This is a genomic window from Photobacterium sp. BZF1 (assembly GCF_014349205.1).
Lineage (GTDB): Bacteria > Pseudomonadota > Gammaproteobacteria > Enterobacterales > Vibrionaceae > Photobacterium.
On sequence record NZ_JACSOF010000038.1, the window covers coordinates 1 to 22508 of the forward strand.

Below are 22508 nucleotides of genomic sequence, written 5' to 3' on the forward strand. Positions count from 1 at the left end.
ATCAAAAATGATTAAAATCAGCTGATTTTTGATATTAACTTGCTGAGATTGTATTCATATTTTGCGAATCATTCGAATAAAAAATGAAGTTGTAATCAGCAAATAAGCATTTTTGTGGATAATTAGTCGTAAAGTGACTAATTATTCTATCAATAGACTGCATTTAGTGAAAATATATTTTGATGTAAGTCACATTTAAAGTGAAACTTTTCCCATACTATCTCTTCACTTTCAAAACACTTCAAAATAAATCTACTTCAGATAGATATTTATTTCTGTACTACATCAAAGGATATAATTCGAAATGACTGATGCGATCATTAAAGTTTCTCGAAACACTGAAAATGCCCCTCTAAGCACTGTATCTACTCAGACAGTTGCTTTCTCTCATTACAATAACTTCTCTGCACAATTACCTGTTGACCCTAAAACAGGTGAGATTGTTGTTGGTGATATCAAAGAGCAGGCTAAACAGTGTCTAACAAACATCAAGGCGATTGTTGAGAGCATCGATCACGTGATGGACGACGTTGTTAAAATCAACGTGTTCCTAAAAGATATTGCAGATATGGAAGCGGTAGATGAAGTCTACGCGACTTTCTTCGAAAACCTGATCCCAACCCGTACTGTGGTTCAAGTAGCAGCATTGCCATTGAGCGACGCACGCGTACAGATGGATGCTTTGATTTCTAACGGTGAAGGTACTGCTCCTCAAGCACCTTGCCCGCTTGTTAAACTATCTCGTAATACTGAAAATGCTCCGCTAAACCCACTAGCGACTCACACTGTTGCTTTCTCTCACTACAACAACATCTCAGCTCAGCTTCCAGTTGACCCTAAAACCGGTGCATTGGTTGAAGGTGGTGTGAAGGAGCAAACAGCTCAGTGCTTGAAGAACATGAAAGCAATCCTTGAAAGCATTGATGTACCATTTGATGACATCGTAAAAATCAACCTATACCTAAGCGATCTGGCTAACGTTGATGCAGTGAACGAAATCTACTCAACCTTCTTCCCTGATTCATCTATCGCTCGTACAGTGGCCTACGTACCAGCACGCTCAATCATTGCTGCTGATGCGTTACCTATGGGCTCGCTAGTGCAAATCGACGCTTCTGTTTCTCATGGTGATGGTACACCGCCACAAGAAGTTGAAGATCGCCACAATATCGTTATCCGTGCCAACAATACTGATGCAGCACCTCGTAATGCACTGCACACGCAAACTGTTGCGTTCTCTCATTACAACCACATTGCTGCTCAGCTTCCTGTGGATGTTGCGACTAACGCTATCGTTGCTGGTGGTGCTAAAGAGCAGGCAGAGCAGTGTCTGAATAACATCAAAGCAATCGTTGAAAGTGTTGACCATGTCATGGACGATATCGTTAAAATCAACATCCATTTGAAAGATGTTGCTGACATCGAAGCTATCAACGAAGTTTACACCACGTTCTTCCAAGGCGAACTACCAGCCCGTACCGTAGTTGGCGTATCTCAGATTGAGATGGATGCGCTGGTTCAGATTGATGCTGTTGTGTCTAATGGCGAAGGTACACTACCGCAAGTAAAGTAAGTTTTACTTAGGTAAATACACGTAGCTTGAAATAATAAGATTAGGGCTGGTTTTATAACCAGCCCTTTTATTTACTTCATAGTTAATAAATTATTTTGCGCCCATATCAAAAATTCTTCGAATTTCTTCTATCAGCCATTTGCATCTCTCACTATATCTGTTTTCTTGGTAAATATAGGCTAAGACAGGATAGCTACTTCTAATTTGGGCGTCATCGAGGCGAACAATTCGCAAGCCATCTAAATCATTTTGCAGGTGGTTAATGCTGGTTGGCAAAACAAGGTTACTTGACTTCAAGATTTTATGAACCGTTAAGGCTGAAGGGCTCTTGAATTTTATGGTGTATGGAATCTGTTTTTTGTCCAACTCTTCGATAAAGTGGCCATTTGAACCTACAGAGGTAATGTTTTGCTCATACATGGCAAAACCATACTGGGTTACTTCCTCTATGCTGGTGGCACTTCCTTTGATTGGGTGATCTTCACGGACTATGAAACCGCCATGTATCTCACCAACTGGGATGCCGATGATATCCTTTGATACATCGGCTTGATCGATTTGTACGCCGACATCAACTTCGGCTTTTCGAAGTCGATCTACTGTGTGTTTAGTGAAATAGTCCGCAATTAAATAGGCATTCGGGCAATTTTCTGAAATAAAATTATGAAGATGGAAGGGGAGCCATGGGGCGAAATGTTGGCCTAAATCAACAACCACGGGTTTATCAATATCTGATGGGTTAAAGCCGTTCACGGACTCTATGACATCATCCAGCCTTGATAGAAGAGGTTCGACTTGAACGAAAAGCTTGTGGGCAACTTCTGTCGGCTCAAATCCGGTTGAGGTTTTGAAAAACAGTTCTGTTCCTAGAACGTCTTTTAGCTTAGAGAGTTTCAAACTTAATGAGGGGGCTGAGAGCCCAACAAGGTTGGCCGCTCTTTTAAGGTTTCTTTCTTTATAGACGACAATAAAAACCCTAAGAAGGTTGAGATCCAATTTCTTGATTAAGTTAGTTTCTAGCATTTATCCTCTTAATTGAATCACGTTGTTAGCTTTATCGATAGTAAATATAGGGTATTAGAACAAGCTTGTCTTTTCAGCCTAATAAGGCTTATCTACTCACTTATGATGAGATCACAATACCTAATTCAACACCTTGCTGGTAAGTCAAGTTTTGGGAAATTATTGCCTGGAGAGTCTGTCGTGAGAGTATGATCACATTGCTACTCTCTTGCTCTGGCTCTACTTCAAGCTCTAGTTGGACGTTGCCATTTACGTTGTGCTTTGCCCATAAACCGATGTCGGCAATATAAATATAAGAGTGGGTCACTCCTGACTCGGATAGCATGCGGGTAAACAGCCTGAGCCACCAACTGACCTGTCTGAAGCCTGCCTCTCCTGTTTGAAGCTGTGCTGGCTCGAGCGCACCATTTTGCATAGCGAGCTGGGTTTGGATATCAACCCATACAGCCCCTTTGGGAGTCGAAGTACCTTGCGCGTTAAGTGCCGGGTGAAGTAAGCAAGCATGGGTACTAAAGGATAATGCGATAAATAAAGGGACTATATATCGTTTGATATGTGTCAGCATGATTTTTATCCAGATAGAAAAGGGAGCTGATGCTCCCTTTTATGTGTTGATATCAAATAATTGATTAGCCGTTCAATAGGTTAACAAGGAACTTTAGACCTTCGTCGTTTTGCCAATCATAAACAACGTCGTACATACCCATTAGCTCGTCTGCTTTAGTTTGAGTACCAGAAACAATGCTTGCTTCACCTGTTTCAACCATCAAACCAACAGTTGATAGGTTGTTGTATAGCTTAGTAAAGTGAGCAGGGCTCATCTTAACGATGACATCAGCACCTTCTACACTGTCACGAGAGTAAGAAACACCGTTGCGGATTTCGAGTGCCATTTCTTCGCCATTGTCGAACTGGAATCCGATTTTAGCTGCAGTGTCGCCTGCTTTTTCGTGGTTGAGGCGGATACGGTAGTTGTCTACGTAGTTGGTTACGTCAGCTGCGACTGCTTCTGGCATTGCTGGTAAAGCTGTAGGTAAAGCAATTTCACCTTTCAGGATACGAGCTTGAGTCAGATACCAAGAGCGCAAGTTGTGAGACATGGTTGACTCCGCCATGGCATACATTGCATCAATCTTAAAGTCGATGCTTGGCTGGTGCGTTGCGTCGTAGTTTACTAGGTGTTTACCCAATTGAATTGCATTGTGGAAGTTACCGTTTTCCATTTCAGCTTTTGCAAACTCTAGTGCTTTCTCTTGTCCGCCAATGGCACGGATAATTAGGTCTGCTTCCGCTTCTGGATGCATAGGAACAGCATCTGCCACTTCACCGTTAAAAGAACCTATAACCGCAGAGTAGATTTGCGGAACCATAGTGACGATTTCACCATAGTTTTGACGCAGGTACGGGTTGCTTTCTAGTGACTCTGGCAGTTTCACGTTGTGGGCAGCGACTGCGCGCGTTTCACCTTTCATCATTTGAAGCAGAGTCTGGTTAAGAACTGCCGTAATGCCGTCTTGGAAAGAATGGATACGTTCCATTGCTTCTTCGGCACCGTTCACGGAACGGGAGTGTGTGTTGAGCAAAATTTCAGGTTCAAGAGACTCAACAAGCTGAACAGCTTTAATCCATCCTTCCGGATTACGGTATGCACCACCACGGATAGAGTATAGGTTCGGGTACCAACCCCAAAGCGCATTATTCATAACGATGCCTTGGTCTGGGATATGTACGGTTACGTTGTTTGAAGAGTCAGTACCGATGCCGTCAACATAGAAAACAAACTCACGCCCGTCGATTTCTAGTGTTTGGCCGTTCTCAGTAATCGGCGTATTTACTTCAACGATGCCTTTTTCTTGGGTTGCATCGATATGATGAGTAAAGCCGGTAGCACGTTTACCTTCAGCTTCAGTGAAAGTGTAGAATTGATTCAGTGCTCGTGGCATTAGCATATCAGACGCCTCTTTATGAAGCGCAACACCGACTGCAGCGGCGCGGACTGATTCATTATGGTTGTAGTGACCAATAACTTTAATATCAGTGTTGCCTCGTTTCGCTTCTTCGTCCACGAAGTGTTGTGAGCCGCCTATATAGTGTTCATGAGAATAGATGATCGCCACGATAGGCTTGTCAGTTTGCTCACGGAAAGCGTTGTAGAACATTTTACCTTCGTGAAGGTCATCACCTGCATCATAGATAACGATACCGTTGTCTGTTTCTACGTAGTGAACGTTAACGATACCACCCGCATTGAAAGAGTGAACACCTTCCGCTACTTTCTCGTGGCTCATTTGGTTCGGCATGTATGTGCCTAATACGTTTTTACCGTCAGCGATCTCTTGATACATAGCATCAGAAATAAGTGCACCATTAGGAGCAACTTTGGTTGCGCGCTCGCCTGAGTAGTAAGGCGAGGTTTCATTTAGGTGTTGGATTGTTTCACTTGGAGCAGCAAATGCACCAAAAGAAATAGCGCTGATAATGGACGCTAAAATGGTTATTTTCATACCAGTTTCCAGGTTGTTTGTTTTAATACAAAAAGTGTATTTGGAATTGGTGTTTAACTAAATAGAAGTATTTTAAATTCGGTGTTTAATAAACTTAAACACAATGAACGAGGAAAATGCCCATCAAATTAAATCAAGCAAATTTGACTGGAGCGTTTAATTGAAGGTAGACCAAGGGAGAGCTATTCGATTTGATTGTTAATTCTGTGTACGAATCGATAAGTATCTTTTCCTTCAACAAGTAAGTCTAAAATTTCGACTTCATACAGCTCGTTCAAGCTGGCTCCGGTATTTTGCTCTAGCTCTTTGACCATAAAGCGGCAAAAGTCGGAGTGACACTGTTTATTATCAGTGGCAGCTTGTAGTAGCTCGCACGCCGTGCATTGGGTTTCTACTCTTACTGGCTCACCGTTTTCACCTTGCTCCCAATGACCAGCGATACCGAAGATTGGATCCTCAAAATCATGATAACTGCCTAACGAACGGGGACACTGAGTATCAATGTTGATCTTTTTAGCAAGAAGGGGGCCTCGTACTTTACCCCATTCACCAAATACGGGTATCCAGAATTTTTGCCACCCGGGAAGCCCATTTTTTTGATAAATGTTGACCCAATGTTTGACTAATAAGGTGTTACCGTATCGATAAACGCGTAAAATTTTGGGGCTTGCTTCAGCCAGTACCATGCTGTAGTGAAGCATGTATGCGAGTAACTTTTTCATTATTCAGTCACACCGATAATTATATTTGGTTAAATTAATGGAGATTACAAGCATCATTGATCAGTATGAAAATATAAATAAAAGAATCTCAAATACGGTGTTTAGCTATATTAAATGGCTGTTTAATTTATGAACATCACGGCACTAGGTTATGCATAGCACTGACTGTAAATGAAACCTCATCGGGGCTACTGTTTTGAATAACGACGGATAATTTCCCACTTGGCGTTGGTCGCCAAATTGGCTTGCCATCTTCATATTTGACCCAAGAATATTGAAACTCAGACAGTGGGATATTAATCGCGCTGAGCTCACCTTTCGAATAGGTATAGCCGGAAGAGGCTAGGGTCTGTGAAAAACCTTCATCGTCAATCAAGCCAATATATAGGGGAGATAATTGTTCGGAGCTCGCCGCTGTTAGAACAACTTCGATTGAACCACTGTCTGCTTTGCCAAGTTTGCTTGCATCAAGCTTTTCCAAGGGCTCGCGTTGCCAAGTCTGCCAAGTTGTAAGCTTAACCGGTTCTTTAAGTATTTCGGTGCGGCTGAGAGTGCCATCCCAAGGGGTATCTGCCACATATATTTGCTTGCCATTTGCGTGGAGGGTAACCGAGACAGGACCTGAATGCGCCCAGTTAGGTAACATCTGTCCATGCCAGTGGACAACCATACTGTCACCGGTCCCATGACGAGTCCATGCATTTTCACCTTGGGAAACGGTGATTTTCCAGTTAGCCCAATAGGCGAAGTCAGCTCGTAGAGTTAATGGTGTCATCACGGGGGCAGGAACTTTGTTGACTGCGAAACTGAGTAACTCTGGGGGCTCATCGTGATTGCTGTGTTTATCAATCAATTGCTTGTAAGCATTGAAAGAGGCTTTGGGCTGGTAGTTTGCAGTGAGCAGGCCAAAACTTTGTTCGGCATCGGCAAACCAGCCTTGCTGATTGGGTTCGTCGGTCAGGGAGAACCAATTGAGCGCAAACAATCCCAGTTCTTTTAGCATCGGCAGATAGTCTTCGAGCTTTTGTAGCTCGTTGGCTTGCTGGGCTTCCCAATTTGGCTCGGACGCGATTGAAAGATAGGCCAGCATCCAGGGTTTGTTGAAGCGCTGTTGTAAACGTTCGCCAAGTCGCAGTGCCCGTACCCAGGCTGACCAGTCAGGGGCAGAATGGACTCTTTCGGTATAGCTAGACAGCATCAGCATACTGGCGACAAAATCACTGGCTTCAATACTTTTCTGCGCACTGTCATAACTTGGAGTGCTACCGGGCTGATCCCAGTCTCCAAGCCCAAGTCCTATCTTGACTTGTGGTGCTCCTTTACGGATGAGAGCAATGACTTCGAGCATAAGAGGATCCCAACCGGACCATGTTTCAATGCCATGTTTGTTGAACTCGGGTTCAAGGATCAAATATGCCTGTGGCAGGTCTCTCAGCAGGGGGATAAGTTTGGTGTTGATTTCATCAAGGTAGCGTTGGCGGTTTGCTTCAACATAATCAGGGCTGATTTTATCGCCAAAGAACCAATAGCTGATCATTGGAAGATAGCCTCTGGCATGGGCGCCGCGTAAAAGGTCAGAACGTAGCCAGTGCCAGTCACTTTCTTGGGTGATCCACAAGGTGACGCTTCTTACTGCCAATTCTTGCTCGGTTAAAGTTTGCCAAATGGGTGAGAAGTTTTGGCCGCTACCTGCAGGGTTATCAAGTAGCAAGCGAGCACCGACTCCCCATAGGAAAGGTTCGTCGTTCTTAACATCCTTGCTGGATTGCAAGTTGAGCATAAATGCCATGGCATTGACCCGTTGCTGCCAGCTTCGGGCAAGTAGAGTATTTCGGCTCGCCCAGCTTGAGTCGAGTTTGGTTTGAAGCTGTTCAAACTGCGCTTGGGCAATGGTCGTTTGGTTGGTTCTTAAGGCCGAAAACACAGCGCCAAATGTGGCTTGAATATACCAATCTTCTTGTATTGAAACTGTAGCATCAGCAATCTTCAGGTATAGCTCTAAGGCTTTTTGAGGCTGTCGGGCTAGCTCCAGCATGCTATGGGCCATTAATAGCTGGCCTCGGATTGCCAATGGCTGGCTAGGGTGGGCAGCATAAAGGCGTGAACTTGCTTGTTGCATTTGGACAATAGCATTTTGATCACGTAGCTGGATGAGATACAGAAAATCTGCGAGCAGCGGATCATTGCGATAAGCCCTCAACAGTGCAAAGGCTGCACGGGCTTCGAGCCGGTGAACACTGAAAGGATCTTCGCTCAAGTATTGTCGGTATAGCGACATTGCCTGAGTCCAGTTCTTTTCGAACTCGGCAATACGGGCTGCTAAGAATAATGCCTCTCCACTTAAGGGTTGGGCGGCAGTGCTCAGGCGGCTTTTCGCTGCGCTGAGTTGGCCCTTTTGAATAAGCTGTATTCCCTCACCGATAGCCTGACTGCTATTTGCTGCGTTTACAGTGTGGATGTAACAAAGCAAAAATGTCGAAAGTAGCAGCGCGATGAACTTGTTGATGTTGGAGCGGGCCTTAGAGCACGGGCTCATCATCACGCTCCACTTTGCTTTTGCGGTTATCTTCGTAGTCTATTTCCAGCGTCTCAAAATATTCCAGATTATGCCTGATGGTTTCTAGGTGGAGGGCCTGTTCTTGGGGTAAATCGCAATTTTCCAATACCGACAGGTTTTCTTTCATACCCATAACCATCACTTGAATGCGAGCAGAGCTATCGTTGATATCCTCGGCTATATCGGTCAACTCGTCTCCCTTCCGGGTATGGATGACCGTGGACAGCTTACCCATGGAAATATCAACCAGTGCATTGCGGATGCGAGAAACAGGGCCGTATAAGCGATAGCTCAGCCAACATCCAGCCCAAGTGGCAAGTGCTAGCTGCAACAACAACAATAAAACCAACCAGTTGCTCATCGCCTCGTACATTGAGGGGAGGGATTGGGCAACGGCATTCAATTCTTCAGGTAATAATTGGAAGGATAACTCTTGCGCCAGCACTTCTAGCGTTTGCGCGTAGAAGAAATAGAACTGGGCAGCATTGATAACGGCACTAAAAAGGGCAATAAACAAAATACGCCACATCAAGCGTTTTGAAGACCAAGCTTTGAGGCCTTTGAGCATGGCTGGAAAGCGGTATTTTTCAAACATAAGTGCGCCCATAACAAACAGGTTGTATATCAAGTGTATATGTAATGTATGGGCTGTTGTAAAAATCAGACGTTGCGCTGTGGAAGTGAGATCTCGATCAGTTTATTGATGTAGCGTCGCTAAATTTTATCCCAGTAACTTTTATCCCAGTAACAAGGGTTGCCGTATTTTTGGCTAAAAAAGTCAATTACTACCCTGACCTTGGGGGCGAGATTATCGGTTTCTAAATATAGGGCACTGATAGTTTGAGGCTCAGACGTCGTCGATAATTGGTAATCGGTCATTACAGGCAGCAACTGCTCGGCTTTGATTTCTTCGCCAATCAACCAGGTCGGGAATAGCACAAGACCGGCACCATTGACGGCGGCGCTGACAAGGGTTTCGGCGTTATTGCTATAAAGCGTGCCGCTCACGTCATACGGTGTGAGCGATTCAGAGCCGATAAACCAACGTTGTAAACCTTTTGTTCCCTTAAACACCAAACAGTTATGCTTGGCTAGATCTTCCGGTGATTGCGGTGTTCCATGGACTTTCAAATAGTTTGGACTGGCTGCCATCACATATTGTTGATTGCCAAAGCGTTTCATTCGCATGGAAGAGTCCTGAGGTACACCTACGCGTATCAATAGATCTACCCCTTCGAGGGCAGGGTCGATAAAAGCGTCTGTTTGATGCAGTTCGACTTTGAGCAAAGGGTAGCGCTCAAGCAGTTCGGCAAGATAAGGAGCGATATGCAGTCGACCAAAGGCCACAGGTGCACTGATTTTGACAGTACCGCGTGGGGTGTCAGCCCTTTGTTCGATGCGCTCTGTCACCATTTCAAACTGATGGATTATTTCATTGCAGTGCTTGGCAAAGGCTGCACCTTCGTCGGTGAGGGAAATCGCTCTTGTATGGCGGTGAAGTAGTTTGGTGCCAACCTTTTCTTCTAGTTGTGCCATTTTTCTTGATACCGAAGAGGGCGTTAAATCCTGCCTTCTTGCGACTTCAGAGAAGTTGCCGTACTGGCATGTCATCAAGAACAATTTTATTTCCAGCAGAGAAACATCATATTTCATACGAAGCATCCATTAAGCACATAGCTAGAGTTAAGGTTTTGTATATTAAAAAGGCAAGCTACTTGAGTGGCTTGCCTTAACTATTGTTTATCGAGCAGCAATATTTTGAGTTGAAATAAAGCTCGCGTCTTTGGTGAAAGCTTGGAATTGCTCTATAACCTTGGTCATTACTTCAGACTGGATATCATCCAGAAAAGCGGCTTCCGATTTCAGGTTAATGACCTCAAAATACTGATATGGTGATGGAGTATCTTGGCCGAGGACTGATAGCCCTTTATAGACATCAAATGAAGCCACACTGTTAAGGGCATTGACCGTGGGTAGGTCAATGTTTTGTGCCCAATGCAGATAATCAGACTCGCTAACGCCATCTTTTAAATTGAAAAAAACGATAAGGGTCGTTGCTTGTTTAGTCATTGTTGTTCTCCGGCGATCGGTTCGCCATAAAAATACATACAAGGGCAGCGGCGATGCACAGCATGGCAGCAAAACGCCAGTAATTGAGGGCAATAGGCTCATTGCCGAGTAAACCTGCCGTATCGATAAACAGGCTCATAGTCATTTGGCCAAAAATGGTGGCTACAGTGGCGACAGCTACGCCAATTTTAGGTACTGCAGCGACCATGACGACCATGTATACAATGCCAAATAGCGCGCCGGTTAACTGCCATTTAGGAACGGTGAGCAAAGTGGCATCATAGCTAGGCTCGAAAAAGAAAATCAGCAAGGCCGTCACCACCGTACCAACGGTAAATGTCAGCAATGAGCTTCTGATTACTCCGACCTTTACCCCAAGTTGCCCGTTGATTGCTGCCTGTGCGCTTAGCGCTATGCCAGATAAAATGGCTAGCAAGACAAAAATAATCATGCGGCCCCCATGTAACTGAAAAACATCGCCAAGATGACAAACAAGATACTTAACACACGTAATTTATTGACTGGTTTTTTGGCAGTGCCAAACCAACCGAAATAGTCGATGGCAAAGCTCTTGCCAATCTGTCCGGTTAGTACGCCGATCATTGTCATCGCGACCCCCAATGCCGGCGTAGCCAGTGTTAGTACCACAACATATATCGGTCCGAGCAAACCACCTGACAATTGCCACTTGGGAAGAGTGTGCAGGCTTACGGTTTCTTTACTTGGTATGAAGAGGCTGATCAGCCACAGCAGTGATGCCCCAACACCAAAAATACTCAAGGTTGCCCACAAGTGGCCGACCTCACTCCCCAAAGGGCCGAGAAGACCTGCCTCAAAGGACAGGCCCATACCCGCAATCACAACGAGCAATACGAAAATAAGGTTCATCGTGGGTCAAACAACGCAACAGTTGAGGCTTTTTCATAGGCTTTACCGTTAGGGTAAGAAACCAGCTCAAGTTGCATGCCCCAAGGTGCCATAAAGTAAACCCAGCTTTCACCTGCTGTCGGGCCATCTGTCATAACGTTTGGTGTACCCAAAACCTCAATACCTTGTTCTTTCAGATAGCTCACAGCCGCATCCATATCGTCGACATAGAACGCTAGGTGATGGCCGCCGATGTCAGCGTTGTTTGGCGCTGTTTTGCATCGGTGGATATTGTCGGCATATTCGAAAATTTCCAGGTTGATTCCACCGGCATTCATGACCGCAATCTTGCTAATTTCTGCACGAGGATTCACATTTAAATGCTCGGCCATCCAGTTGTCGTCAGCAGCAAAAGGACCAAATTCATAGGCAAGATCAAAGCCGAAGTGGTTGCTGAAAAATGACACCGCTTGATCAATATTTGGCACAGTGAAGCCGATATGATCAGGTTTTTTAAGTCCAGGAATAGCCATTAGATATCACCTCGCTCGTGACGGATTTTATTAAGTGCGCCCATGGTTGTTGCCCCTTTATTGAAGCCGGTATAAGCCGAGGCAAAGACAATTAACTCTTCAATCTCCTGATAGGTCGCACCTTGCTTGAGTGCCATATCAACATGCGCGCCAAATGGGTTGCCTTCACCGGTGACATTCAATGCCATCTGATCAATGGCAATGGTGATCAACGCTTTGGTCTTCTGGTCGAGTAGCGGCTGGCCCCAAACTTCACCAGCAACCCTTACTGTCAGATCGCCCCATACTGGGTTGATAGCCTTGAGACCATCAATCAATGCTTGATCGTCCAGTACCGCGTTTTGATATTTGTTTGTCATGGATGACACCCTCATCAGTAAGTCGATTAGCTGCCTGTGCAGCGGATGAGGGCATTATAGGGATCGGGGAAATATGAAAAACTAACAGGTTGGAACATCACTTGTGCAGGATCTGCACAAGTGATGGTGAAGGGAAATAGCTAGGATTGGCCCTGCTTGATGAATTGGCCAGGCGTGATGCCGAAGTGGTTTTTGAACGCACGGGTAAAATGGGATTGATCGTTGAAGCCAAGATCATGGGCCGTGACAGCGATATTGACAGACTCACCAGATAGTAAGGTCTTGGCCTGTTCCAGTCGCTTGGTCATCAAGTATTGGTAGGGTGTGACCCCCACCAACTTTTTGAACTCCCGAAGAAAGTAAAACTTACTGCATTTCAGTAAGTCAGCGAGATCATCAACCGAGATATGGCTGCCAATGTTGTCGGCAATGTATTGGTCTATCTGGCTAACCTGCTGGTGGTCAAACTTCGACGAGGATAATTGCTTGTTCTTTTGATCGTAAAAATTCGAGTAATTTTGAATATAATGGTTGGACAATAGCGATAGTAAGTTTTTCAGGTACGTGTCCCCATTCCTGCCTTTGGCTTTCGCCTCCAGCATAAATAACTCCATGATGCCTTTAATCGTTTCATCTAGTACGTTGTAGTTATTGAGGAACTGCAACTTTATTCCTTCCAGATTGAGAGGGCAGTGCTGGAGAAACTCTTGCTGTTCAATCGCTAAAATCACGAAATAACAAGGTTCGGAAATATCATGGGTAAAGGGCGTTTTGGGCGGGTTTATCCAGATGTTGCCCGGGCTGGTTTTCAGTTCGGAGAAGCTCCCATCTTGCTCGACACTCCAGCTCAAATCCTTTTCTAGCGCCAGAGCGAAATAGAAGTACGGCGTGTAGACATTTTGTGGGTAGAAATGGGGGGAGGTACCTTTTTCGATCACAATCCCCGGCCAGTTTAGCCCTTGGTTCGAGAATTCAATCTCTAAAACATTGCCGCAATCCGATAATTTATCTGACTTGAAGTCGAAAAATTTCAGGCTGGATTTCATCACTGTATCCCTTTTTCACAACCTTTTCTTTCAATAACCTAGCTGACGCACCGCCAGTTCGTCAACAAGCTGTGAAGTACTGCAACAATGTACCAAAATCCAAGCAGCAATGTTCAATCGGCAACGTGGTTGTATTGCTAATCTGTATTCAAGTTAGACGTCAGGGCCGCTCAGCGACCAATAACATCTCAGCTTCGTTTTCAGAGGATAGCATTATGGAACATATCAAATTGAATACCGGCGTAGGCCAATTAGCTGCAAACCTGTATTTGCCAGAAGGTGTTGAAAACCCGCCTGTGGTGATAGTTACTGGCGCATGGACAACAGTGAAAGAACAAATGCCGGCTGTATATGCGCAGGCACTAGCCGACAAAGGTTATGCCGCTGTGACTTTTGATTTCCGTGGTTGGGGACAGTCAGTCGATTCAGTACGTTATTTTGAAAACCCTAGTCGCAAGACCGAAGATATCCGCGCGGTAATCGATGCGGTCGCAGAGCTAGATCAAGTCGATGGCAAGCGTATTGGTGGATTGGGTATCTGTGCCTCGGCTGGTTATATGCTTGATGCGGTTGCTGGCAACGACAAAGTGAAAGCCGCGACTGTGGTAGCCCCGTGGTTACATGACCAAGCGATGGCGACAGCGATCTATGGCGGTGAGGAAAGCGTGAAAGGCTTGCTGGCCGCTTCAGAGCAGGCCGCTAGCTCGGATGTGCCGGTGCACATCGAGGCAGCCAGTACGACCAATGAAGCTTCCCTGATGTACCAAGCCCCTTATTACACAGAAACCGACCGGGGTTTGATCCCAGAGTATGACAACCAGTTTAATGTCGCTTCGTGGGACGGTTGGCTCAATTACGATGCCCAACTGAGCGCAGCCAAACAAGACAAACCCATCATGATGGTTGCTTCAGAGGCAATGGCACTGCCAGCCGGGGCCCACCAGTACCTTGGTAAAGCTGGGGCAAATGTTCAAGCAACCTGGTTGGAGGATATCTCCCAATTCGATTTCTATGACCAGCCAGAAGCGGTAAGCCAAGCGGTTGATATCGTAGTGAAGCACTTCGAATCATCCCTTTAAGCTAGACACATAAAGGCATATAGGGAGGTAAGCATGAAGTTGAAATATTTGATTCCCGTCTTATTCGGAGTGTTATCCATGGCCGTTAATGCCGCACAACTTACTAAAGATGAAGCGCAGATCCGCAGTAACATCAATAGTTTTTCAGCACTGGCTGACCAAGGAGCTTTTGAATATCTGGGCCGGTTGTTTGCCCCAAAACTGACCGTTGACTATACATCGCTATTTGGTGGCGAGCCACAATCAGTCAGCCGCCAAGAGTTGATGGCACAGTGGGCTGCATTCTTGCCTGGATTTGATGCGACATTCCATGATCTGCAAAACATGAAAGTGGCCGTGAATCAGGACGAGGCAAAAGCGACGGTTGATTTCACTGCTAGCCATTGGCTGGGCAAGGAGGGCTACTGGGCAATTTCAGGCGAGTACGAATTCTCGCTGACCAAAGCAGGAAGCAATTGGCAAATCACTTCAGTTAAACTCAACGCAGAAGGTGAAGAAGGGAGTAGGGATGTATTGGCGGAAGCCCCGAAACATGCCAAAGACAATCTCGAAGCAAGGGAAAGCCTTAAAGTGAGCTACCAGTAAATGCAATAACGAGAGATATGGCAAAGGCCCTAAAGGGCCTTTGCTTTTTGCTTATATCTTTAAGAAGAACACCAGAGGTTATAAACCTTCAGCTTGCCAAGGTATCACATACATACTTTCTGCATGTTGCTCCCTGACTTCTTTCAAGTATTTCGCTTCACGCTGTTTTCGGGTAACCAACAGCGGGTCAGTGACATCTAGTGGTGCCAGAGCTTGGTTAACAACCCAGCCAGCAGGCTTGATCTCGGCACGGGCTAAATCCTCTTGCAAGTCTGCGGCTTCATGTACCGGCGTCGCCTCAGGCAGGGTACAAATTAACAATCTTGTGAAGGACGGGTCGCGTAGCCTTGGTAACAAACCGCTCACTTCGTCAGAATGCGCATCCCCACGTTTCAAGACTTCGCGGTGGTAGCTTTGTGCAGCATCGAGCAATAGGATGGTATGGCCAGTCGGAGCTGTATCGATCACTGTAATTCTGTTGTCTGCCTGATAAACAGTACGGGCAAAGGCTTGGAATACAGCAATTTCTTCAATACAAGGGGAGCGTAGGTCTTCTTCAAGCAAAGCCAGTCCGTCGGCATCTAATTCACCGGCATCCCTGATGACATCGTTCTTGTAGCGTTCGATTTCAGCTACGGGATCAATACGCTCAACCTGTAGATTAGCTGGTACCTCACCCGCCGCATCTTGTACATGGGCCGCCGGGTCAGTTGTAGTCAGGGTGACAGGAAGGCCTTTAGTAGCCAATTGGCGAGCGAGCATTGCCGCTACAGACGTTTTACCCACACCGCCTTTACCCATTGTCATTACTACACCACGGCCACTTTGCGCCAACTCTTCGACAAGTGTACTGAGATCGTCGCCTTCAGGGGCCGCTATTTCATCACTGACCAATAGCACACTGCCTTCATTGTTAAAGAATTCCGCTAGCCCTTGAAGGCCAACTGGCGGGTTAGCTTTCATTGGAATGGTAGTTTGCGGTAATTGACTCAGTTGCGCTGGCATTTCAGCTAAGGCCGCTGAGGATCGTTTGGCTAAGGCTACGGCTATCGGATCTGACAAATCAGTTGCTTCAAACAGGCCATTGATCACTAAGTGTTGATTGGTAATGCCTAGCTCCAAGAGTTCGGAACTACTTCTGGCAGCCTCTTTAAGGGCAGCTTGGTCCGGGCGGGTGACAAGCACCAGCCGCGTATGACTTTCGTTGGCAAGCAATTCAACCGCTCGGGCATATAGCGCAGTTTGCTTTTCAAGTGCCGCAAGAGGGCCCAAACAAGACGTTCCAGTTGAGTTATCGTCGACAAAGCCGGTCCAGGCTTTAGGTAGAGACAGAAGCCTCAAAGTATGGCCTGTTGGTGCGGTGTCGAAAATAACTCGGTCAAAGCCTTCTGTCGCCTTGTCGTCAGCCAGTAGCTCAGTGAAGGCATCAAAAGCAGCTATTTCTAATGTACAGGCACCTGAGAGCTGCTCTTCCATATTTTCGACCACAGCATCTGGCAGTACGCCACGGTAAGGGTCTATTGCCTTGGCACGGTACGCTGCTGCAGCCGCTCGAGGATCAATATTGAGGGCAAATAGATTCTCAACATGATTAACGGCGGTAGGCGAACCACTGAGTTTGGTTTCAAGTACCTCGTCGATATTGGAAGCAGGGTCTGTGCTCACTAGTAGCACTCTCTTACCGCTTGCGGCCTGGTGCATGGCAGTTGCACAGGCAGTACTTGTTTTACCAACACCGCCTTTGCCAGTGAAAAACAATACCCGTGGAAGCTGGGATAAGAATTCCATCAGAAGCTCCTTAGCAGCCACCGCTGCAACAACAGCTGGTAGATTTGGCATCTGAATTCTCAGTTTGACCACCTTCGGTTGAATTACCTTCAACCATATTACCTTGAACTAAGTTAACAAGTTGGTCACGGGAAGGATAGCTGCCATAGCTGATCAACTCACCGTCGCGCAGGATGATAGGTAATGCTTCGTTTTGATTTGCATCCAATAGCGCTTTGACGGTTAGGTTTGAGACGAAGGCTGCTGGTTCTTGTGCAAGGTTGTGGCGAGTGACGCTATGACCGATTGTTTCCAGGTGCTGAAGGTCAGCGGAAAAGACAGATAGTTTTTGGTCCGGTTTCGGGCCACATACACCAGATGAACAACACATTGCAGGGTCAAAAACAGTGATAGTAGACATAATGAGGATTCCGTTTTTCGTTATTGATTGTGAGCATTTTCTGCCCCTGTTGTCAGGGGCAGGTATCGTCAGGAATTAGACAGCAGCGTGAGCAACTGGGAATTTATCGCGGGTCTTGTTCGCATAGGCCACTAGAGCCAGCATGACAGGTACCTCGACCAGGACACCGACAACGGTCGCAAGAGCGGCACCTGAGTGCAGGCCAAACAGGCTGATAGCGACGGCAACAGCAAGCTCGAAGAAGTTCGAAGCGCCAATCATACCGCCAGGTGCAGCGACACGGTGCGGTTCTTTCCACTTGAACATCCAGTAATAGGCAATCGCAAAGATCAAGAACGTCTGAATGATCAGTGGGATGGCAATTAATACAATATCCAGAGGGTTAGCCAGGATTTGTGGAGCCTGGAAACCGAATAGCAGAACAACAGTACTGATCAAGCCAAGGATTGAAAGTGGTTTCACCTTGCTACCAAAGCGCTGCAATGCCTGCTCTGACTTCAACACTTTACGGGTTATCAAGCCAGCGATTAGCGGAATGACGATATACAGGACGACCGCAATAATTAGCGTGCTCCATGGTACTGTCACGTCCGTTACACCCAATAGGAAAGCAGCGAGAGGGGCAAAGGCAACAACCATAATCAGGTCATTGACGGCAACCTGAACCAAGGTGTAGTTAGCATCCCCCTTGGTTAATTGGCTCCATACAAATACCATTGCCGTACAAGGCGCCACGCCTAGTAGAATCATGCCTGCGATGTATTCATTGGCCAGATCAGGCGTAATTAAACCCATCATGTCGCCAAACAGGTGCTTGATAAACAAGACAGCCAAAAACGCCATAGTAAAAGGCTTGATCAGCCAGTTTACGGTAAGAGTAACGATTAAGCCCTTGGGACGGCGGTGAATATCTTTGATCGAAGAAAAGTCAATCTGCATCATCATTGGATAAATCATTAACCAAATCAGAACGGCGATGATGAAGTTGATATTTGCGTATTCTAGTCCACCCATAAATGAGAAGAGTTCGGGAAAAGCAGTGCCCCCAAGTAGGCCAGCAACCATTGCCAGACCCACCCAGACACTCAGGTAACGTTCAAATATGCCCATGAGTAGTACCTTAATGTTTATCGGTTATCGTCGAATTACGATTATGGTGGTGATAAAAAATGCCTGACTGGGAAATAACATTCAGGCATTGTTGAAATTAGGCGATGTAGCCAATTAATTCTTTCATTCTTGCCATTGCTTCAGGCTTTAGGCTGAAACAAGTGCGGGGGTGCTGGACTTCAGCATGAACCAAACCCGCTTGCTTTAGAACGCGTAGGTGCTCAGAAATTGTCGATTGTGCAAGATCCAATTGGTCGACAAGATCAGTACCAAGACATTGGCCACTGGCGAGGATCCTTAGCAACCGGACTCGAGCCGGATGACTGATTGCCTTGCCAAAAGCAGCGAGTTCTTTTTCGGTTGCTTCATCTAGTTCAATCGGGTCGAGGTTAGTTAAACAGTCGGCCATAGTGATTTTAACTCGCGTTTATCGTTCATCGTGAATTTACGATGATGGTATGCCCATCTCTGCGTGTTTGCAAGCACATTTTGAACTTTGCTCGAATTTTTGTTGGCCACCTGAGTGTTAGATACAGACCAGACTTCTTATTTGTTGCTGCACTTCTCGCAGCGCATCCAGCGAACCTGAGCTAATCACGGCCAAAGGCTTGTTGTTATCGAACATATGCTTATGTTTCGATGCCATAAAACTGTGGCGAGTGTCGGAGTTGGGGTAAAGCAGGTCTAGGCTTTCTTGGATGGAAAGCAGGGTGTTAACCCTTGCTTCCAGTTCGGTATGGCTGATGTCATCGGGCAAGATGATGTTGCGTTGGGCGTCAGTTGCTCCCCAGATCTTAAGCAACTCAGAAGCTTGTTCAACCGTTTTTGTCATGGCTGTTACCCCGCTTGTACGCATGGATATAATCACTGTTGTGAATAGATAAGAGTCTAAAGCTTGTGACTTTCAGACCAGACACGAAGGTCATCAAGAATCTTCAGGGCTGTTCGGCCAAACTCAGTAAGTTCATAACTGACGGCGATAGGGCGGTCACTGATCACTTTGCGAATCACCATGCCTTCAGCTTCAAGTTCTTTGAGGCGTTGGTCGACCATTTTCTTGCTTGCACCACCCAAAAGGCGTGCCAAATCATTGAAACGGACTGGTCCGTCTTTCAGATGATAGATCAGTGAGCCTTTCCACTTGCCGCCAATCAGGCGCATGCCTTTCTCAATGGCGCATGGCTCTGTGCACACATTGGCGACAGACTTACGCCCTTTGCTATCAATATTTACGACGCCTTCCACGCTATCCACCTCATTCTAAAGGTTACAAAAAGTATACTGGTTGATTAGTGTACTAAGGTTACCATAATAAACTACTTAGCGAAAAGCACAGATGGAAGGCATGTCTGTATATCAGGCTTATCCTGATATGTGCTCGAGAGTATGGAAGTAAGAAAAAGAGAATATAATCAGATGATAATGAAAATAAATGGAAGAAATCGAAAGGAAGGTTGGGGTTAAAATGAGTTTATCTAAACATCCACTTTGGCGTAAGCCGCAGCATCATTTAGATACAGAGGGAAGCTCAGAACATGTCCACTGGATAGAACTGTTTTACGATCTCGTCCATGTTGTTGCCATCTTTGTGCTGGGTAACTTTCTTAGCCAACACCTCAATCCTGTCGGGTTTGCCATTTTTGCTGCCTTATTTGTGGTGATCTGGTTTGCCTGGTTTGATTTAAGCTTGTTTAACTCCCTTTACGTCAGCACCGATATACAGCACCGTTACATCATGGCATCCCAGATCATTACCATCATGGTGATGTCGGCTTCCATTATGCATATAGATGGAGGTGGCTGGGTATATTTCACAGTGGGTTATGCCATTAACCGGGCCATTATTGCCTTGTTATATTGGCGGGCGAGATTCGTTGGGGATACAGAGGCGGAGTTGCCAAGCAGATTAGCCCGAAATTTTTTCATTGGAGCTATCCTGTTTCTTGTTAGTGCTTTTTTGCCCAAACCTTTTAGTTATTTGGTATTCAGCTTTGCTATGTTGCTGCTGGCTGTTTTATATGTCACGCCCAAAGTGGGCGTACTGCATTGTGAGCGTTTCATCCCTCGGTTTGGCCATATGGCAGAGCGCTTCGCACTGTTATTACTTATTGTCGCCGGTGAGGGCTTTTTCAAACTGGTTATTACGTTGGCGGATAAAGGCATCGATCAGGTTGTGGTCGATGTGTTCTTTAATTATGTCTTGGGTGGTGCAGCCATTTTCGTCCTGTGCTGGATCTATTTTGATTTTGTCGGAAATGGCAAGCCAAGGGATGATAAGCCTAAGACATTGGTCAAATGGGTCATTGCCCATCTAATATTGATGCTGTCAGCAGTAACAATCGGTGTGGCATTATCAGCCGAGGTAAAGGTCTCTTTTCTTGACCAGTACCCACTGAAATACGCAGTAATTGGCTGTCTGGGATTGGTGTCCTATCTTTATTGTTTGTTGAAAATACAAGATGTGATTGAGCTTCGTACCGCCCATCGGTTTGCGACGGCCAAAGTGAGGGCATTCGGTATCGCAATGGCATTAGTAACTTTGGCAACCGTTGCTTTCGTACCGTCTATCGTGGCGAATTTGCTTTGGGGGACGGCATTGTTTTCTCAAATCATTATTCCAGTGACCAAAGCGTATCGGACCTTCTCTAAAGGAGCATAATCAATGTCCCAGATTGAAATTAAGCTTGAGCGCCCCCGTGTTGAAATGTTGTTTGCGCGGTACAAAGACCAGATTGGTGATGATTATCCCGGCTACCGGAATCATGTTTATCGCACCATTACTTACGCCATGCACTTTCTGGGAAATGATGCGGAGTATGAGCAGCTGGTTGAAACAGCTTTCGTCTATCACGATATTGGGCTGTGGACCGATCATGAACTGGCTTATTTGGAGCCCTCTGAAGCCATAGCTCTGGCCGATAATGAGAAATTTGACTGGGGGCTGGACCCAGAGGCACTGCGCGGTGCAATCCACTGGCACCATAAGATCTCACCGTACAAAGGGGAGCACCAAAAGGTGATTGAAGCCTGTCGCAAAGCCGATTGGATAGATGCTTCAAAAGGGACCATCCGAAAAGGATTGAGCAAGGAAATCATTGCTGAGGTGCAAGCGGCGTTTCCTAACCTTGGGTTTCATGACACTTTGTTGCGTCTTGCTAAGGATTACGGTGGTTCAACCTTGGTCGGTGGGGTAAAAGTGACACTGGGAATCGTGAAGTGGTGAACTGAATGGCGACGGGAAGGCCGTCGCCATTTTTCGCAGGTGAATATAATAATTAGCTATTACAGGGCTATTTTGTGTAGTCCGGCATTTTCCTCGCCACCGAAAAGTAAGCCGCCATCATTGGTGATATAGAAAACGTTATCTTCGCGGGTACTCTGCTGGATTGCGGTATTGCCATCTATGCCATGATTGAGGACCACCGTTTTTGTTCCGTCCTGAGTATATTTGATCACCTCATGATGGTGTGTCGTGATCAACCAAGTGCCTTTTTCATCAATGGTAAAATCATCTGCTTGGATATCATCGGCCAACACTGTAATTTCACCTGCACGGCCTTCGGTAATGTCAATTTTCCCCACAACTTGTTTGGCTGAATTGGTGAAATATAAATCTCCTTCATGGAGCTGAATGCCGTTGATACCCGGTAGTCCCGGGCGATCTTTCTCCGGTTGCAGCATCGTATCTTCAAGCCAGACTGAGAGTTTGTTCGATGCCATATCGAATTTGTAAATTTTGCCATTGAGTGCATCTGCAATGAGATATTCTTGGTTGCCCAAATAAGCCATTCCATTGAGAAAAGCAGGTGTATCCAGACCGATCAGACGTTCAAGCTGACCACCTTGATTGATTTTGTAAAGTGCCATGCTGTTTACAAAGCTATCACCTTCTAGGATTGAAATTTCATGGACAGAAAGCAAGCCATTGCCCCCTTCGCCAAACCGAAGTGAAACAGGGTGACCGTCGACTTTTGCCCAGAGTTTAGCTTTGCCATCAAGATGGTATTTATACAGTGACATACCGGTGTAATCTGTCGCAATTAACTCGTCTTTGTTGAGATAGGTAAGGTTTTCAAAAAAGTGTCCTGCTGGTAGCGAGATCACCGACTCGAATGTTGGCGGTGTGATCTCGGTCTCGGCGATGGCTGGAAAAGTTACTGATGTAGAAAGTGCAATTGCGACAAGGAGCTGCTTGAATGAAATCATCTTCTGTTCTCTCAATCTTGTTGTGTTGAGAAAATAGTAGATGAGTTTTTATTAACCGAAAATAGGCTGAGAATTACCTTTAAGAT

Annotated in this window: 25 protein-coding genes; 5 read left to right on the top strand and 20 right to left on the bottom strand. The window is 45.9% G+C overall.

Annotation, left to right across the window (positions count from 1 at the left end):
• Window positions 1–304: 304 nt before the first annotated feature.
• Entirely contained in the window at window positions 305–1573 is a 1269-nt protein-coding gene (locus BIZ37_RS10480) for a RidA family protein (protein ID WP_187461458.1), read from the top strand.
• A gap of 90 nt (window positions 1574–1663) precedes the next feature.
• Here the strand turns inward: BIZ37_RS10480 and BIZ37_RS10485 are convergent, their stop codons facing one another.
• The 13 genes from BIZ37_RS10485 to BIZ37_RS10545 all read right to left on the bottom strand — a co-directional run bounded on the left by BIZ37_RS10485 (window position 1664) and on the right by BIZ37_RS10545 (window position 13254).
• Window positions 1664–2596: a LysR family transcriptional regulator gene (locus BIZ37_RS10485; protein ID WP_187461459.1), complete on the bottom strand. Its 933-nt coding sequence runs from the start codon at window positions 2594–2596 to the stop codon at window positions 1664–1666.
• Between the two features lie 100 nt (window positions 2597–2696).
• Window positions 2697–3161, bottom strand: a complete 465-nt coding sequence (locus tag BIZ37_RS10490) for a hypothetical protein (protein ID WP_187461460.1) — start codon at window positions 3159–3161, stop codon at window positions 2697–2699.
• 64 nt (window positions 3162–3225) lie between these two features.
• Window positions 3226–5100, bottom strand: a complete 1875-nt coding sequence (locus tag BIZ37_RS10495) for an alkyl sulfatase dimerization domain-containing protein (RefSeq protein WP_187461461.1) — start codon at window positions 5098–5100, stop codon at window positions 3226–3228.
• Window positions 5101–5282: 182 nt separating this feature from the next.
• Window positions 5283–5822, bottom strand: a complete 540-nt coding sequence (locus BIZ37_RS10500) for a hypothetical protein (protein WP_187461462.1) — start codon at window positions 5820–5822, stop codon at window positions 5283–5285.
• A 136-nt stretch (window positions 5823–5958) separates the two neighbouring features.
• Window positions 5959–8361: a lipopolysaccharide assembly protein LapB gene (locus BIZ37_RS10505; RefSeq protein ID WP_187461463.1), complete on the bottom strand. Its 2403-nt coding sequence runs from the start codon at window positions 8359–8361 to the stop codon at window positions 5959–5961.
• On the bottom strand, window positions 8342–8974 hold the full coding sequence (locus tag BIZ37_RS10510) for a hypothetical protein (RefSeq protein ID WP_187461464.1): 633 nt from the start codon (window positions 8972–8974) through the stop codon (window positions 8342–8344). The genes BIZ37_RS10505 and BIZ37_RS10510 overlap by 20 nt, the downstream gene beginning before the upstream one ends.
• A 119-nt stretch (window positions 8975–9093) precedes the next feature.
• Window positions 9094–10032, bottom strand: a complete 939-nt coding sequence (locus BIZ37_RS10515; protein WP_187461465.1) for a LysR family transcriptional regulator — start codon at window positions 10030–10032, stop codon at window positions 9094–9096.
• Between the two features lie 87 nt (window positions 10033–10119).
• Window positions 10120–10449: a hypothetical protein gene (locus tag BIZ37_RS10520; protein WP_187461466.1), complete on the bottom strand. Its 330-nt coding sequence runs from the start codon at window positions 10447–10449 to the stop codon at window positions 10120–10122.
• Window positions 10442–10900: a DMT family transporter gene (locus tag BIZ37_RS10525; protein WP_187461467.1), complete on the bottom strand. Its 459-nt coding sequence runs from the start codon at window positions 10898–10900 to the stop codon at window positions 10442–10444. The genes BIZ37_RS10520 and BIZ37_RS10525 overlap by 8 nt, the downstream gene beginning before the upstream one ends.
• Entirely contained in the window at window positions 10897–11337 is a 441-nt protein-coding gene (locus BIZ37_RS10530; RefSeq protein ID WP_187461468.1) for a DMT family transporter, read from the bottom strand. Before BIZ37_RS10530 ends, BIZ37_RS10525 begins: the two co-directional genes overlap by 4 nt.
• Window positions 11334–11849 (bottom strand): VOC family protein, encoded by a 516-nt coding sequence (locus BIZ37_RS10535; RefSeq protein ID WP_187461469.1) that lies wholly within the window; start codon window positions 11847–11849, stop codon window positions 11334–11336. The genes BIZ37_RS10530 and BIZ37_RS10535 overlap by 4 nt, the downstream gene beginning before the upstream one ends.
• Window positions 11849–12208, bottom strand: coding sequence for a carboxymuconolactone decarboxylase family protein (locus BIZ37_RS10540; RefSeq protein WP_107296888.1), 360 nt, complete (start codon window positions 12206–12208; stop codon window positions 11849–11851). The genes BIZ37_RS10535 and BIZ37_RS10540 overlap by 1 nt, the downstream gene beginning before the upstream one ends.
• 140 nt (window positions 12209–12348) lie before the next feature.
• Window positions 12349–13254: an AraC family transcriptional regulator gene (locus BIZ37_RS10545; RefSeq protein ID WP_187461470.1), complete on the bottom strand. Its 906-nt coding sequence runs from the start codon at window positions 13252–13254 to the stop codon at window positions 12349–12351.
• Between the two features lie 215 nt (window positions 13255–13469).
• Between BIZ37_RS10545 and BIZ37_RS10550 the strand changes: the two genes are divergently transcribed.
• Together BIZ37_RS10550 and BIZ37_RS10555 are read left to right on the top strand one after the other, a co-directional pair.
• A complete protein-coding gene (locus BIZ37_RS10550) occupies window positions 13470–14333 on the top strand; it encodes an alpha/beta hydrolase (RefSeq protein ID WP_187461471.1) in 864 nt (287 codons plus the stop codon).
• 33 nt (window positions 14334–14366) lie between these two features.
• Window positions 14367–14918 (top strand): nuclear transport factor 2 family protein, encoded by a 552-nt coding sequence (locus tag BIZ37_RS10555; protein WP_187461472.1) that lies wholly within the window; start codon window positions 14367–14369, stop codon window positions 14916–14918.
• 78 nt (window positions 14919–14996) lie between these two features.
• On the opposite strand, the gene arsA is transcribed toward BIZ37_RS10555, so the two are convergent.
• From arsA to BIZ37_RS10585, 6 genes are all read right to left on the bottom strand, one after another.
• Window positions 14997–16706 carry an arsenical pump-driving ATPase gene (arsA, locus tag BIZ37_RS10560; protein WP_187461473.1) on the bottom strand — a complete coding sequence of 570 codons (1710 nt, stop codon included), beginning with the start codon at window positions 16704–16706 and terminating at the stop codon, window positions 14997–14999.
• 10 nt (window positions 16707–16716) lie between these two features.
• Window positions 16717–17106 (bottom strand): arsenite efflux transporter metallochaperone ArsD, encoded by a 390-nt coding sequence (gene arsD, locus BIZ37_RS10565; protein ID WP_187461474.1) that lies wholly within the window; start codon window positions 17104–17106, stop codon window positions 16717–16719.
• A gap of 75 nt (window positions 17107–17181) precedes the next feature.
• Window positions 17182–18216 carry an ACR3 family arsenite efflux transporter gene (arsB, locus tag BIZ37_RS10570; RefSeq protein WP_187461475.1) on the bottom strand — a complete coding sequence of 345 codons (1035 nt, stop codon included), beginning with the start codon at window positions 18214–18216 and terminating at the stop codon, window positions 17182–17184.
• 97 nt (window positions 18217–18313) lie between these two features.
• On the bottom strand, window positions 18314–18625 hold the full coding sequence (locus tag BIZ37_RS10575) for a helix-turn-helix transcriptional regulator (protein WP_187461476.1): 312 nt from the start codon (window positions 18623–18625) through the stop codon (window positions 18314–18316).
• Window positions 18626–18742: 117 nt separating this feature from the next.
• Complete coding sequence (locus tag BIZ37_RS10580; RefSeq protein WP_187461477.1) at window positions 18743–19048, bottom strand: hypothetical protein; 306 nt, start codon at window positions 19046–19048, stop codon at window positions 18743–18745.
• Window positions 19049–19104: 56 nt separating this feature from the next.
• Window positions 19105–19461, bottom strand: a complete 357-nt coding sequence (locus BIZ37_RS10585; protein WP_187461478.1) for a helix-turn-helix domain-containing protein — start codon at window positions 19459–19461, stop codon at window positions 19105–19107.
• 220 nt (window positions 19462–19681) lie between these two features.
• On the opposite strand from BIZ37_RS10585, the gene BIZ37_RS10590 reads away from it, so the two are divergent.
• A complete protein-coding gene (locus BIZ37_RS10590; protein WP_187461479.1) occupies window positions 19682–20875 on the top strand; it encodes a low temperature requirement protein A in 1194 nt (397 codons plus the stop codon).
• 3 nt (window positions 20876–20878) lie between these two features.
• Window positions 20879–21439: a phosphohydrolase gene (locus BIZ37_RS10595; protein WP_187461480.1), complete on the top strand. Its 561-nt coding sequence runs from the start codon at window positions 20879–20881 to the stop codon at window positions 21437–21439.
• Window positions 21440–21498: 59 nt separating this feature from the next.
• Here the strand turns inward: BIZ37_RS10595 and BIZ37_RS10600 are convergent, their stop codons facing one another.
• The gene (locus BIZ37_RS10600; RefSeq protein ID WP_187461481.1) at window positions 21499–22422 is read right to left on the bottom strand and encodes a hypothetical protein; all 924 of its coding nucleotides are present in this window, start codon (window positions 22420–22422) and stop codon (window positions 21499–21501) included.
• Window positions 22423–22508 lie beyond the last annotated feature (86 nt).